Origin of the sequence: Mesorhizobium temperatum, from assembly GCF_002284575.1 — a bacterium.
GTDB classification, from domain to species: Bacteria; Pseudomonadota; Alphaproteobacteria; order Rhizobiales; family Rhizobiaceae; genus Mesorhizobium; species Mesorhizobium temperatum.
Window position 1 is genome coordinate 15,793 of the sequence record NZ_NPKJ01000058.1, and the last position, 13,461, is coordinate 29,253.

General features: G+C 59.6%; 13 protein-coding genes. 11 read left to right on the forward strand and 2 right to left on the reverse strand.

Annotated elements, in window-relative coordinates; genetic code table 11:
• Position 1 precedes the first annotated feature (1 nt).
• From CIT26_RS20825 to CIT26_RS20855, 7 genes are read left to right on the forward strand one after another with little or no spacing between them, the layout of a single operon-like run.
• Positions 2 to 268: a hypothetical protein gene (locus CIT26_RS20825; RefSeq protein ID WP_245319501.1), complete on the forward strand. Its 267-nt coding sequence runs from the start codon at positions 2 to 4 to the stop codon at positions 266 to 268.
• Between the two features lie 60 nt (positions 269 to 328).
• On the forward strand, positions 329 to 1,864 hold the full coding sequence (locus CIT26_RS20830; RefSeq protein WP_095494319.1) for a TadE/TadG family type IV pilus assembly protein: 1,536 nt from the start codon (positions 329 to 331) through the stop codon (positions 1,862 to 1,864).
• Between the two features lie 5 nt (positions 1,865 to 1,869).
• The gene (locus CIT26_RS20835) at positions 1,870 to 2,394 is read left to right on the forward strand and encodes a TadE/TadG family type IV pilus assembly protein (protein WP_280951123.1); all 525 of its coding nucleotides are present in this window, start codon (positions 1,870 to 1,872) and stop codon (positions 2,392 to 2,394) included.
• A 2-nt stretch (positions 2,395 to 2,396) separates the two neighbouring features.
• Positions 2,397 to 3,032 carry a TadE/TadG family type IV pilus assembly protein gene (locus tag CIT26_RS20840; protein ID WP_095494321.1) on the forward strand — a complete coding sequence of 212 codons (636 nt, stop codon included), beginning with the start codon at positions 2,397 to 2,399 and terminating at the stop codon, positions 3,030 to 3,032.
• Entirely contained in the window at positions 3,029 to 4,192 is a 1,164-nt protein-coding gene (locus CIT26_RS20845; RefSeq protein WP_095494322.1) for a CpaE/TadZ family protein, read from the forward strand. The genes CIT26_RS20840 and CIT26_RS20845 overlap by 4 nt, the downstream gene beginning before the upstream one ends.
• Positions 4,176 to 4,766, forward strand: coding sequence for a L,D-transpeptidase (locus CIT26_RS20850; RefSeq protein ID WP_095494323.1), 591 nt, complete (start codon positions 4,176 to 4,178; stop codon positions 4,764 to 4,766). Before CIT26_RS20845 ends, CIT26_RS20850 begins: the two co-directional genes overlap by 17 nt.
• A gap of 2 nt (positions 4,767 to 4,768) precedes the next feature.
• Positions 4,769 to 5,350, forward strand: coding sequence for a hypothetical protein (locus CIT26_RS20855; protein WP_245319504.1), 582 nt, complete (start codon positions 4,769 to 4,771; stop codon positions 5,348 to 5,350).
• A gap of 555 nt (positions 5,351 to 5,905) precedes the next feature.
• Here CIT26_RS20855 and CIT26_RS20865 read toward each other — a convergent pair.
• The gene (locus CIT26_RS20865; RefSeq protein ID WP_095494325.1) at positions 5,906 to 6,445 is read right to left on the reverse strand and encodes a hypothetical protein; all 540 of its coding nucleotides are present in this window, start codon (positions 6,443 to 6,445) and stop codon (positions 5,906 to 5,908) included.
• Between the two features lie 296 nt (positions 6,446 to 6,741).
• Here CIT26_RS20865 and CIT26_RS20870 point away from each other — a divergent pair, with 296 nt between their 5' ends.
• The 4 genes from CIT26_RS20870 to CIT26_RS20885 are packed head-to-tail and all read left to right on the forward strand — an operon-like array spanning position 6,742 to position 12,326.
• Positions 6,742 to 8,190 carry a TolC family protein gene (locus CIT26_RS20870; RefSeq protein WP_095494326.1) on the forward strand — a complete coding sequence of 483 codons (1,449 nt, stop codon included), beginning with the start codon at positions 6,742 to 6,744 and terminating at the stop codon, positions 8,188 to 8,190.
• A 40-nt stretch (positions 8,191 to 8,230) separates the two neighbouring features.
• A complete protein-coding gene (locus CIT26_RS20875) occupies positions 8,231 to 10,360 on the forward strand; it encodes a type I secretion system permease/ATPase (RefSeq protein WP_095494327.1) in 2,130 nt (709 codons plus the stop codon).
• A gap of 48 nt (positions 10,361 to 10,408) precedes the next feature.
• Positions 10,409 to 11,698 carry an HlyD family type I secretion periplasmic adaptor subunit gene (locus CIT26_RS20880; protein WP_095494328.1) on the forward strand — a complete coding sequence of 430 codons (1,290 nt, stop codon included), beginning with the start codon at positions 10,409 to 10,411 and terminating at the stop codon, positions 11,696 to 11,698.
• A complete protein-coding gene (locus tag CIT26_RS20885) occupies positions 11,688 to 12,326 on the forward strand; it encodes a ribbon-helix-helix domain-containing protein (protein ID WP_095494329.1) in 639 nt (212 codons plus the stop codon). The genes CIT26_RS20880 and CIT26_RS20885 overlap by 11 nt, the downstream gene beginning before the upstream one ends.
• Before the next feature lie 181 nt (positions 12,327 to 12,507).
• Here the strand turns inward: CIT26_RS20885 and CIT26_RS20890 are convergent, their stop codons facing one another.
• Positions 12,508 to 13,461: a transglutaminase-like cysteine peptidase gene (locus tag CIT26_RS20890; protein WP_095494330.1), complete on the reverse strand. Its 954-nt coding sequence runs from the start codon at positions 13,459 to 13,461 to the stop codon at positions 12,508 to 12,510.

Sequence of the window (13,461 nt, forward strand, 5' to 3'; positions counted from 1 at the left end):
CTTGCTCATCCTCTTGTGCGCCGGCTTGCTGACGGGCTGCGCCGATTATTTGAATCGCTACGATACAATGACCTTGGCCGCAGGCGACACGCAGAAATACAACTCGCTTCTGCAGACGGTCGACCCGCTCAATCCGGCCTCCAGGAACACGACGATCAAGGGCGACGGCGTGCGCGCCGCCGCTGTCGCTGAGAGTTACAGAATTCCACCGCCACCACCGCCGCCGCCGGCCATCACAGTCAATGTCGGCAACACCGGGGTTGAATAGAAGGATGCGGGTTCAGCGTTAGGCAAAGGGACTGGCGTCAGGGGAGCTAAGAGTAAGGCCATGCTGCGGATTGTTCGCGCGTTCTGGCACGATCAGAGGGGAATAGCGCTGATTCTCGTCAGCGTGACGCTGCCGGCGATCATCGGCTTTTCCCTGCTGGCGATCGATATGAGCCGGGTCAACAACCTCCACAACGATCTTCAGAAGGGCGCTGACGCGTTTGCGCTCGCGGCGGCAGCGGAACTGGACGGAAGCAGCGGTTCCTGGGCGCGGGCCGAACGCGCCATGGCGACGCTCGTAGACAATGAAAGCAACTTCTCCACGGCAGGCAGGTTCACTCTGACCTCCGGTCAGCCGGGAGGCACGCAGCGCTGCAACAGTGCTGGCAACATTTCCTGGTGCTTCCTCAAAGCGATCCCTGCCAACGACGGAACCAAGATTACAGCAGCCAATCAGGCCAACTATCTTGCAGATGCCAACCTGGCTGTCGGACAGGCGGAAACACAGTTTATCCAGGTGACAGTCGCTCCCCAAGGGTTTGCCGCGATCTTTCCCGCCTCATTTGTGACATCCGGCGCCAGCGACAGCTTCAATGTCGGGGCAGTCGCGGTAGCGGGCTTCACCTCCGGCGTCTGCGATTTCACACCGGTCTTCATGTGCAATCCTTATGAGATGGATGAAGACGGAACGAATGACGCCGGCGGCTACACGCTTGAGCAGGCCGTTGCCAATCCGGCCGTCCATCGCCGGCTGATCGAACTGAGGAAGGTCGGAAATGGGGCTGCGGCCGGCCCGGGCAACTTCGGCTTCCTCGAGCCTCCGCCAAATGTGGGAAACGGTGCCCAAGCGCTGGCCCAGACCATCGCAACATCGACGCCGATCGGCTGCTACAATTCCGCGAACGTAACGACGAAGACCGGTCAGAATGCCGGCCCGGTGCAAGATGCCTTCAACGTTCGTTTCGGGATTGGAGCCAACGGCAACCACTTCGACAGCCCCGAGTACGGTCCGGCCGCCAACGTCCGAAAGGGGGCGATACAGACCACCGGCAGCACCAATCAATGCGCTGCCATGAACCAGCTTTCGTTCACCGAAGCTGGAACAATGGGCCTTCCGCGCGATGCGACCACCCCGTATCTGGGCGGCAGGATGGGCGACGGAAATTGGGATTTCTCCGGCTATTGGAGCACCAACTTCGGGTCCGCCTCCTATCCATCGTCATGGAATACAACCAAGCCGACGCGCTATGAGGTCTACCGTTACGAGATATCGGCCGGGTTGGTGGGCACCGCGTCGACAGGTGGAGAGATCGGAACGCCGTCCGCGGCTTGCCAACCGCCCGTCACCACAGTTGATCGTCGGTTGATTTATGGCGCTATCCTGAACTGCAAGGCACTCGAAGCTGCGGGCAACGGCCTGTCCGGCCATAGCACCAATCTGCCGGTCGAAGCCTTCGGCAGTTTCTTCCTCACTGAACCCGTACCGTCAGCATCGGAAGATGCGTCGGTGATGGTGGAACTGGTCGACGTAACCGGCGGTGCCGGCCAGGGCACGCTCGACAATTTCCTTCGCGACGAAGCCCAGCTCTACCGGTGATGGCGATGATCGGAGCGCTGTATCATCATCTCCACAGATTTCGACGCGAGCAGCGCGGCACGGCTCTCGTAGAAATGGCGCTGATCGCGCCGCTGATGCTGATTCTGTCGGCGGGCGTGTTCGAGTTCGGCAATATGATCCACAAAAAGCTGCTGATGGAGGCCGGCCTTTCGGACGCGGCACGATTTGCCGCGCGCTGCAACAGCCAGTTGTACACCAAGGCCGGGCTGACGATCAATTGCGCCGATACTGCCACAAACATCGCGGTGTTCGGCAATGCTGCGGGGACAGGGAATGCGCGCATCGTCGGCTGGCAGAAGGCGAATGTGACGGTGACCATTGCCGCCTCAGGCTCGTGCCATGACGCGGTGGTCGCAGGTGTCACCCTATATCGCGCTACAACTGCCCAGGTCTGCATCGTCAGGGCGGCGGGGACGTTGGCCTATGGTGGCATTGGAATGCTGTCTCTGGTCGGCATTGGCCCTATGACGCTAAATGCCTCTCACGAGGAGCGGTTGATCCGGTTCTGATTATGATCAGGGGTTTCGCAAAATCGGAAGGCGGCGCGACGACGGTGGAGATGGCAATCGTATCGACACTGCTGTTTGCCCTTGTTCTCGGCTTCGTCGATTTCGGTTACGCCCTCTATCAGTGGAACGCCGCCAACAAGGCCGTGCAGCTCGGCGCACGTCTGGCCTCGATTTCCGATCCGGTTGCCACCGCGCTAGCTTCAGCCGCACCGACGACGACACCGGGCGCCCCGGTGGTTGCTGCCGCTTATGGACCCTTCGTCTGCACATATACCGCCGGCACGGGCGCTTGCACCAATGGCGGCACATTCAATGCCGCCAATTTCAGCCGTATCTTCCGCGGCGATACGGCAGTCACTAACGACGACGCCTGTGTCCCGCTGGCGACAGACCAGCGGCCGGGTATGTGCCATTTCTTTTCAGGCCTTCGGCGCGACAATGTCGTCATCACCTATTCCGCCACCGGCTTGGGCTACCAGACCCGGCTGGGCGGACCGGTGCCGACAATCACCGTCAGGCTTCAGAACCTGACCTTCCAGTTCTTCTTCCTCGGCGGCCTGCTCGGATGGGGAAACCTTACCATGCCCTCGATGCTGAGCACGGTCACGGGCGAAGACCTGAGGAGTACATCGCCATGAACGCCATCAACACCAAGGTTCTGCCGACCAAACGAAAGCAGGTCGCCCTCTTCTCCTCGGATCCGCAGTTCAAGCGCGAGGTGGCGACGCGGCTCGACGCGCTGGCCATCTACGATGTCAGGATTTCCGAGACGGCTGACTTCCTCAACGGTCCGCCCGCTGAAACGCGCCCGGGCATCGTCATCCTCGACCTGGCCAGTGGCGAGCTGCTCGGCGAGCCCGGCATAGTCGCGGCGCGCGCCTTGTGGGCATCCGTGCCGCTGATCGCGGTCTCCGACGAATTGACCTCCGAACAGACGCGTATCCTGGTTCGCATGAACGCCTCGGACTGGCTGCACAAGCCGCTCGACGCCAAGGAACTGCTGAACGCGGTCACCTTTCACGACACCGGCAACCAGGGCACCAAGAGCCGCATCATCACCTTCATCAGCGCCAGCGGCGGCGCCGGCGCCACGACGCTCGCTCTGTCGGCGGCGGAATTCCTGGCGTCGAAATCCACCGAACGGGCGGCTTCGACCTGCCTCGTCGACCTCGATTTCCAGAGCGCCAATTGCGGCGCCTATCTCAACCTGTTCAACCAGTTCGACCTGGCCGGCATCATCGGCCAGCCGGAAAGGCTCGATGTCGAACTGATGGACGTCATTAGGCTTTCGCGTCCGTCCGGCCTGACCCTCTATTCGTTCGAGAGGCCGCAACTGCCGTTTGAGCCGCAGGGCGCCGATTTCGTGTTCCGGCTGCTGGACCTCGTCGCCTACCGGTTCGACGACATCATCATCGACCTGCCGAATATCGAAACCCCCTGGCAGAATTCCGTGCTTTCGACGAGCGACGAGATCTTCATCGTCTTCGAGCTCAACGTCGCCTCGCTGCGGCAAGGCAAGCGGCTCTACACCAAGATCCGCGAACTGCGCGGCAATTCGGTAAGCATGACGCTGGTCGCCAACAAGCATAAACGCAAATGGTTCGGCAACCACTTTTCGCGCAGCGAACTCGAGAAGATCTTCAAGGCGCCGCACATCAAGTCGGTCGGCCTGGACAATGCGCTGCTGACCGACGCACTGAACCGGGCCATCCTGCCTTCCGAAGTGGATAGGCGGGCGCGCTTCAACAAGGACCTGAAGCGGATGTTCAAAGAGCGGCTCGATGACGCTGCACGGTAGATATCGCATCGTCCCGAGGCTTGCCGGCGCCTGCATCATCGGCCTTGCCTTGGGGATGCCGGCCTGGGAATTCGCCCATGCCCGATCCGCGCTGTCGGACCGGCCACCGCTGCCGGCAATGGGCCCCAGCCTGCGCAAGGCGGTTGCTCTCCAAACCGCGGAACAGCCCGGCACGATCATCATCCGCAAGGATGAGAAGGCGCTTTATCTGGTGACCCGGCAGGGCCAGGCGCTGCGCTACCAGATCAGCGTCGGACGCGACGGCTTTGGCTGGACCGGCATCGTCAAGGTCGGGGCGAAAACGGAATGGCCGGAATGGCGCCCGCCCAGGGAAATGCGCGCCCGCCGGCCGGAGCTGCCGGAAATGGTGCCCGCCGGTCCCTACAATCCACTCGGCGCCAGGGCACTCTATCTGCTGCGGGACGGGCGCGACACGCTCTACCGCATCCACGGCACCAACGATCCCAAGGGCATCGGCTTCGACGGAACATCGGGATGTTTCCGTCTTACCAACACTGATGTGATCGATCTCTTCAAGCGCGTCTCGGTCGGCGCAAAGGTGGTGGTCCAATGACGATGATCAGCGACCCGGATATGCCGGCAATCGACATTGGGCCGGCAACCCACCCTGAAGAACAAGCTGCAGTGGGGAAACCGAGCAATGCAAGGATGATCGGCGTTGTCGCCGCCGGCGCCTTGCTGATCACGGCGGTGAACATAACGGCCGCGGTCTATTTCTACCGCGGCATCAACGATCTGCGCCTTGTTGAACGGCGGCTGGAACAGCTCGGATCGTTCGAGCAACGGATCGCAGCCCGGCTCGATACGGTCAACAACGGCTTCCAAAGCCGGTTCGAAAAACTGGACAGTCAACTTCAGGGCAGCTTCAACGAAGTCAAAGGCAGCATTGCCCGGCTTGAACAGGTGGTACCCCTGGACAGTGACGACGACATGTCGAGCATCGCGGAGCCTTCCGTGATCGCGACCAGCGCCATGGCGGAAGCAGCCACCGATCTCGAAGAAGCGACCGAACCCAGTATCGTCGACGCGCCGCGCCCGCCCAAAAAGAGGATCGCGGCGCCGCCCCCTGCCCCAAACCCGTCCTACCAGCGCATAGTGCAGCCTGACGGCAAGATCCACTACAAGAAAATCAACTAGTTCCTCTACACAGGGGATTTGGTTCTTAGCCTGAAAGGGACTGTCGTCGACGGTCACTGCCGACCGGCCTGCAGCTGCACAATCTCCAACGTCTGCGATTAGCCGTAAGCCCCCGCGCCTTCGTCGTCCTAGGGCGAAGCAAGGAGCGAAGCGACGCGGCGCAGACCCTAGGATCCATGCCGTTACCTCTGCCGAACAATGCAGCGACTCAGAATAAAAGCGCTCCGTAGCGATCCTTCGCGCCCCCCTCTGTCCTACCGGACATCTCCCCCACTTGTGGGGAGATCGGCCATCACCACCGGCTTCGCGAATCGCTACCGTCGCAGGAGCGAGCGGAGCGCTGAAGCTGCCAATCTCCCTCCTTGTGGGGGAGATGTCCGGCAGGACAGAGGGGGGCGCTGTCCCTCGGCATTAAAGGTCCTGAGCCGCAGCAGCACTCTCACGTAACGGCATGGATCCTCGGGTCTGCGCCGCGTCGCTTCGCTCCTTGCTCCGCCCTGGGATGACGAAGTGGAGGGATGGTTCGGCCAATCGAGAAGGGACGGCCCCCGGGTCCTAGAGATCCCGCTGCAGAGCAATAAGCCGTACGGCGAGCGCTCGGGAACGCTGTCGCGCTTCGCCGAGAAACGCAACATGACAGTAGGCGCAGGCTGCGGTGCCCAGACCCAGCACCAGGCTGTTCTGCCATGTGAAATCGAGGATCAGCGAGAATGGATGGCCGCTCGGCGCGGTGAATGCCGCAATCGTGCTCGCTGTTTCAGAATGGCTGCTGGAAGCGACCATCATCGCGGCGAAAAGCAGAGCGACGTGGTTGGCAAGGAAGAAGAACGCGGCCGATTTTCGCGTCCGGCAAGCCATCCAGCAGACGATCGATGCGGCGGTCAGGATGGCGGCATCAAGGGCCATTGAACCGCTGAGATAGAGATCGACCTGCTGCCAGAACATCATCGACAACGGCCGCAGTTCAAGCCAGATCCGCCACAAAGCGGGGCTGGCCGGATAGGTTCCGAGCAGGAACGTCGCTGCTCGCCCCCCTGCAAGAATCAGAAGGATGAGAGCCGGGAAGGCAAAAAGCAGTAGCGGCTTGCGCGTCATGTTCCCTCGCCAATCGACAAGCAGAATAGGCTGCAAAGATTGCGCGAAGCTTAAGGAAGGCGGCGAGCAGCATTAATACAGGCGCAGGCGCAGCCCACAACCGTGGCGAGCCGCCCGTTTTATGTGCCATTTTTGCTACATCCCCGAAACTTTATGGCCCAAACCCTATTTAGAGCCGGCCCTAAATCAATAAACTCTCACGTATTCGAAGAATTTATCGGATAATTTGTCAAAGCTTCGGTGAGAAGGCTTGGCCATACAAAAAGTACCGGGCAGAAGCGTGGGTGGGGTAGACCATGAATACGACAATCAAAGTGGCCATTGGCAAGCGCCTTGGCCTGCTCATCACATTTTCGATGCTGGCTTGCGGGAGCGCTAGTGCCCTCACGCTCAAGGAAGCGATGGCCGTGGCCGTCGAGTCCAATCCGGAGATCGGCCAAGCGGTCGAAAACCGCGAAGCAATCGAATTCGAACTGCGTCAAGCGAAAGGGCTCTATCTTCCCAGCATCGATCTCGAGGCATCTGCGGGAGCCCGTCACCTCGACAATTCGTCCCGACGAGCGCTCTCTATAGAGGATGACGGGCTCTATCCGGCGGAAGCGGGTGTCGTGATATCGCAAACGCTCTACGACAGTGGAGCACGACGGGCCGAACTGAACCATCAGGCGTCGCGGGTCGATGGGGCTTCTTTCAGGGTACTGGAGCGATCTGAATTCATCGGGCTCTCCGTCGTCCAGGATTATCTTGAATACATGCTGCAGGCCTCGATTGTTTCGGAGGCGAAAAAGAACCTGGGCTTCCATCAGGGGATTCTCGGAGATATCCGGCAAGGCATCGCGGGTGGTGCGTTGAACGAGGCCGACCGGCAACAGGCCGAGGAGCGCCTCTTCGCCGCCAAGGCACGCATGCAGGAAGCCACCGAAGAACTGGAAGCGGCCAAAATACGGTTCTTCAAGACCGTCGGCAAGCCGCTGACCAACGCCTCAAGGCCAGGGAGTGTTGGCGGCGCGCTGCCAAGGTCGCTTGATGAGGCTCTGGGACTGGCGCGCGAGAACAATCCGCGCGTTCACATGGCCAACAGCGATATCGACGCTGCTGCTTCACTGGTGGACGCAGCCCGGGCTAAATTCGGGCCCGCTATCGTCGCTGAAGGCCGTGCCCGGGCCGGATATGATATTGATGGCGATGACGGCGACGCCAGCGACCTGCAAGCGCGGGTCGTGCTGCGCTGGAATCTCTATCGCGGAGGTATCGACAAGGCCAACGAACAAGAACAGATCCGCCGCACCAGCGAGCAGCGACTCGGATTGCATCAGGTCTTGCGCGAAATCGAGGAAGCCGTCCGCATCTCGTGGGATCGCCGTTTCCGGCAAGCCGAACTTGCAAAGACGTTGAGGCAGCAAGCCTCCGCAAGCGAAAGGCTCGTCGCCTCCTATCGCGAACAATTCAAGGTCGGACAGCGTTCGCTGCTCGACGTGCTTGATGCGCAAAATACGCGGTTCAACACCGCAACGCTGGCGGATACTGCCTCCTACGCATCGCTGTTCGCCGAGTATCGGCTGCTGGCGGCGACCGGGCAGTTGCTGAAAACGATGAACCTTCAGCCGGCAAAACAAGCGGCGGCTTATGCCAGGACCGAGTTTGCAACGCCGGAGACTGCTGACACCGAAACCTATGCGCGCACCCCGTCGGAACAGAAAAATGATCTGCCTTTCGACATCCTCGCCCCGGTCAGGAAAAAATAGCTTGGTTTAAGGATCGATCGAGAGTCCTTGCGGGCAGATCGTGAACCAGCAACCCAACATCCTCTCCCCTAAAGAGGCATTCAAGGCCTGCTTTTCGGCTGTTGCCGGATATCTCGGCAGACCGAGCGCCGAAACAGTCCTGTTCGCCGGGGTTCCGCTTTCGGAGACGCGAATAGAGGTGGAGGACATCAGGCATCTTGCCGAACGGATCGGTCTGGAGGTCCAGGAATTCAGCCACCGGGATTTTCTGCGCGGTCGTGTCGATCTTCCCGCCATTCTCTTTCGCGTCAGCCAGTTGCCTGTTGCCCTGCTGGCAGAGATGCAAGACGGCGCATATACGACCGCCCCGCAGGAAGATGGCCGCACGATCATCGCCAAATCCGAGCTTGCCGCCAGTTTCATCAGTGGCGGGGTTTCCTTTTCGATAACCTATGCCAATGCCGCCGAAGGAATGAAGGTCGGTTCCGCGGCGAAGATAGAAAGGCGTCACTGGCTGACGGGAACGATGGGCGCCTTCTGGCGCACCTATTCGAAAGTGGTCCTGTCGGCGATATTCATCAATCTGCTGGCCATCGCCTCGCCGATCTTCACCATGAACGTCTACGACAGAATCCTGCCGAACAAGGCAACTTCAACGCTGTGGGTTCTGGCAATCGGCATCGGCGCCGTCATTCTGTTCGATCTGCTTTTGAAGACCGCCAGGGCGTCTCTCATCGACTATGCCGGGCGCAAAGCAGATCTGCGAATATCATATCTTCTATTCGAAAAAGTCCTCAACTCGTCTCTGTCAGCGCGCCCTGGCTCGACCGGTGAATACGCAAATCGCGTGACCCAATATGAATTCGTGAGGGAGTTCTTCACCTCCAACACCATCAGCGTCTTCATCGATACGGCTTTTGTGTTCGTCTTTCTTCTGGTCATCTATGCGATAGGCGGCTGGCTGGTGGTGATACCGGCATTGGCCTTCGTGGCGTCGGTCATCGTCGGGCTGATTACGCAGCGACGTATCGGCAAGCGAGTCGCCGCCTCGATGAACGAAGCTTCTCAGCGCCAGGCCTTGCTGGTCGAATCCATTTCGACGCTGGAGACGATCAAATCGCTGCGGGCCGAAGCGTATCTGCTGCGGAGATGGGGCGAGCACTCCAAGAACGCTGCCAACACGTCCGAAAAGATCAAGCAGCTTTCGGCCGCCGCCGGCAACATCACCCAGGCCATACAGCAGCTTGTGACCGTCGCCCTGGTCGTAGCCGGCGCCTATGCCTTCTCGGAAGGCCATGTTTCTACGGGAGCAATAATAGGCACGGTCATGCTGGCGAGCCGCGCGGTTGCTCCGCTTGGCCAGATCGCCATCACGCTTTCGAGACTGCGGCAAGCCATGCTCTCGTTGAGAATCATCAATTCGATCATGGCTCAACCGGAAGACCGACCGGACACGGTGGGCTTCGTCAACCGCCCCATCCGCAACGGTGCGATGGTGTTCAGGAATGTCGGGTTCGTCTATCCCGGTTCGGAAAACGAGGTTCTGACCGGCCTCAATTTTTCGGTCAAACCGGGAGAACGGATCGGCATCATTGGCCGCATAGGGTCCGGCAAGACAACGATGGGTCGCCTGATCGGCAGGCTTTTCCTTCCGACCTCGGGAGAGCTTTTGCTCGACGGCATCGACATCCGCCAATACCACCCGTCGGAGGTTCGCGCTGCGGTAGGAATCGTCGCCCAGGCCGGCGATCTGTTTTCAGGCACCATCAAGGAAAATCTCCTGATGGCGTGCCCCGAAGCGACCGATGAGGAAATCATCGACGCCGCAAAGGCTGCCGGCGTCGACGAGTTCGTCTCTCGCCACCCGCGCGGCTATGACATGAATGTCGGCGAGCGGGGTACCAATCTCTCGGGGGGGCAGCGACAGACGGTGGCAATTGCGCGCCTGCTGCTGACCAAGCCGAAAATCGTCTTCCTGGACGAGCCGTCAGGCTCAATGGATCTCGCCTCGGAAAGACAGTTGATCAAACAGCTCAAAATGGCCTTCGATGAAAACACGACGCTGATCGTGTCAACCCACCGCTACAGCATGCTTGAGCTGGTGGATCGGCTTGTCGTTGTCGAGCAAGGCAGGATAGTGGCAGACGGGCCAAAGGAACAGGTCGTAAAGGCACTGCAGAAAAGTGGCTGATAAAAATAGATTATATTGAGCGAGTTCAATATAATGGGGCGTAAGGAAATGCTTGCCAAAGAAGATCGTCCGCCGCTTTTTGCGTCGGCGTCCATATTCATCATAGGAGCGCTCTTCGTCGTTTTTGTTGCTTGGGCGTCTTTTGCCGAAGTCGATGAAATCGCACGCGGCGACGGCAAGGTCATCCCGGCGTCCAAGACCCAAATCATACAGGCCAGCGAAGCCGGCGTCGTCCAGGAAATCGCCGTCAAGATTGGGCAGGTCGTCAGGAAAAACGACCTGATCATTCGCCTCGACAACACGCTGAATACGTCCAGCCTTGGCGAGCAGCAGGCCAAGTCACGCGCGCTGGAAGTGCGGATCGCAAGGCTCAAATATGAACAAAGCGGCAATCTCGCAGGGCCCTTTCCGTGCCCGGCCGACATTCAGTCGATCGCTCCGCAAATCTGCGAGAATGAACAAAAGCTCCTCACAGCCCGGCGCGAAAACTTCGACAATAAATTGTCGGTTCTCAAATCGCGCCTCGACCAGCGCGAGAAGGAACTGGACGAAGCAGCCGCCAATTCCGACCGCCTCACCAAGAATCTGGCTGTTAGTGACCAAGAGGCAAAACTGGTTGGATCAATGGTCAAAAAGGGGCTGATGGCCAGGACAGAGCAAATCCGGGTTGAACGGGAGCAGACCGAACTCAATGGTCAGCTGAACCTGTCCGGTGAGACAGTCAAGAAGATCAGGTCAACGATCACCGAAGCCCAGCTCCAGGTCGAGGAGCTTGGCCTCCAGCTGCAACAGGAAGCATTGGATGAACTGACGCAGGCGCTGGCCGAGCTTTCGGTCGTGGACGAAACCATTCGTGGGGCCACCGACAAGGTGGCGCGCACCGATATCCGTTCGCCGGTGGACGGCATCGTCAATACACTGGAGCTAAACACGGTTGGCGCCTTCGTCCAGCCTGGCTCGGTCGTGGCAGGCATTGTGCCCACCTCCGAAACCTTGCTGGTCGAAGCGCGCGTCTCGCCACGCGATGTCGCTTTCATTCGTCCCGACCAGGAGGCGCTGATAAAAGTCACCGCTTATGACTTCTCGATCTTCGGCGGCATCGAAGGCAAGGTCTCCAACATCACCGCCGACAGCCTGGTCGACGAGAAAACGGGTGAGCCCTTTTACCAGGTGCGTGTCGCGACGGACAAGTCGACCCTTGAAAGGGACGGCAAGGCCTATTCGATCATCCCCGGCATGATCTGTTCAGTCGATATCAAGACAGGACGCAAGACGATCCTCAGTTACCTTTTGAAGCCGATCAACAAGGCGCGTCAGGAGGCGATGAGTGAGCGGTAGCGCCAATTCTCCTCCCAGCAGCCATGATCGGTTGCTTCTGCCGATCACCAGAGAGGATTTCGGGCTGGAGTTCCGGGTTGTCGCGCGTGGCGGCATACGCCGCGGCATTCGTCTGGAAAAGGCTTTCTGGATGTCGCTGAAGCAGATGGCTGAAAATAGGAAATGCACGATCGGCATGCTGATCGACGAGATCGCCAAAAATCAAACCAAGACTGGTAATCTGACGTCGGCGATACGGGTGGCCTGCATACTCGGGCTGGCGGATGAAAACCTGATCCTACGAAAGCTTGCATCGATCAGAACGATCAATGCCATATTGGTTGCCTGCCCCTCGCCCGCTTTTGCCTTGGCGTCATCGAAGAAGATCCTGACTTTCAATGCTCCGTTCCAGCAATTGGTCAAGCGTCAGTTGCCGACCGGACCAAACAACGATGCACGACAAGATCTCAAGCTGGCGCTGGATCTCAATGTCGCCGACATTTTTGCCCGACTCGATGCCAATGGCGACGTTCCGATCGCCAGCGGCTTCGTCATCGGCGCCGGCGAACGTCGGTATCGGGGTCAATTGAATGCAGTGCGGGCGCCCGTACCGGAACCGGAGCTGCTGATGGCGTTCGTCAACGGCTAATGCATGTCGCGCAAAAGCTTGCCCTCGGGCTTGACCCGAGGATGCGCAGCGGTTTTTGCGATATGCATAAAAACAAGAACTTAAAGCGCGTCGCATGAATCCGTTCAGATGCGACGCGCTTTAGAGCTGCCGCTCCGGGCAAGTGCAGCTCAATCCTGGCTGACGATGCTTTGCGTAATTTTCACAGGGACACATCCGGCTCCGAACCTTCGCCAGGAGCAACCGTTGCGAAAGCGCCTTTGACGTCGGCCATTTGCGCGCCCCCTGGTTTTGCGCCATGGATCCACGCACGGTCAGTGCTGAAGGAATACAGCGGCAGATAATCAGGGAGATCGCTGTCTTTCAAAACAGTGTTGTTGAGACTGTCGAGGATGAATGTGCCGCTGTCCGTACTCACCGACAGCACGGCATGAAAGAATTTTCTGCGGCGATCCTGGAGAACAACAAGCGACATGCTCTGCGCCGGGATGCCGGCCCGCAGCAGTGCCGCCATCTTGAGGATGGCAAAATCCTCACAGTCGCCAGCCCGCCGCTCGAGGATTTCCGAAGGCTTCGCCCAATAGTCGAGCCTGCTGTAAACTGCACTGTCTTTCCTGTAGGCAAGCGCGCGGTTTATGCTGCTGTTGACGAAGGACAGCTTGTCGCTGAATCCCCGGTCTTTGACAGCGTTAACGATCTCGGCAAAAGCAGCGCTCTTGCGCTCGCACGCACTGCTCGCAGAGCAGCCGGCGATGGCCCTGTAGACAGGTGCCCAGCGCGCCGAGACGGGAGCGTTGCGCATGGACAAGGCAACCGATCCGAACACACCGGGGATTATCGCCGCCGTCTGCACAGGATCTATGCCGGCATCGCCTCGCGACGTCGAAAGAGCCTCCCCGTAATCAGCAACGGCTGGCCCGTAGCTGCCGGGAAACATCTCTGTGCGGTAAGCTTCAGCAGGCCGCCAAGGCTGAAATCTCGCCAGCGAAACGCCGCCGAGGCATGGCGGCGCCTGCACCTTTTCCAGCAGCGCGCCGGCCGCAGCGACATCCGCCACGATGGCATTCGCGAGTGCTGGCTGCGACAGGCCGACAAGGCCGATCGCCAACAAAAGCATTTTGAGCCCGGTTGCCAGGCCAGCCTTTTCTTTTTTCAT

Excerpts from the sequence above, each read along its gene's own strand:
- CIT26_RS20830 (WP_095494319.1), top strand. The coding sequence starts at position 329 with ATGCTGCGGATTGTTCGCGCGTTCTGGCACGATCAGAGGGGAATAGCG.
- CIT26_RS20835 (WP_280951123.1), top strand. The coding sequence starts at position 1,870 with ATGATCGGAGCGCTGTATCATCATCTCCACAGATTTCGACGCGAGCAG.
- CIT26_RS20840 (WP_095494321.1), top strand. The coding sequence starts at position 2,397 with ATGATCAGGGGTTTCGCAAAATCGGAAGGCGGCGCGACGACGGTGGAG.
- CIT26_RS20845 (WP_095494322.1), top strand. The coding sequence starts at position 3,029 with ATGAACGCCATCAACACCAAGGTTCTGCCGACCAAACGAAAGCAGGTC.
- CIT26_RS20850 (WP_095494323.1), top strand. The coding sequence starts at position 4,176 with ATGACGCTGCACGGTAGATATCGCATCGTCCCGAGGCTTGCCGGCGCC.
- CIT26_RS20855 (WP_245319504.1), top strand. The coding sequence starts at position 4,769 with ATGATCAGCGACCCGGATATGCCGGCAATCGACATTGGGCCGGCAACC.
- CIT26_RS20865 (WP_095494325.1), bottom strand. The coding sequence starts at position 6,445 with ATGACGCGCAAGCCGCTACTGCTTTTTGCCTTCCCGGCTCTCATCCTT.
- CIT26_RS20870 (WP_095494326.1), top strand. The coding sequence starts at position 6,742 with ATGAATACGACAATCAAAGTGGCCATTGGCAAGCGCCTTGGCCTGCTC.
- CIT26_RS20880 (WP_095494328.1), top strand. The coding sequence starts at position 10,409 with ATGCTTGCCAAAGAAGATCGTCCGCCGCTTTTTGCGTCGGCGTCCATA.
- CIT26_RS20890 (WP_095494330.1), bottom strand. The coding sequence starts at position 13,461 with ATGAAAAAAGAAAAGGCTGGCCTGGCAACCGGGCTCAAAATGCTTTTG.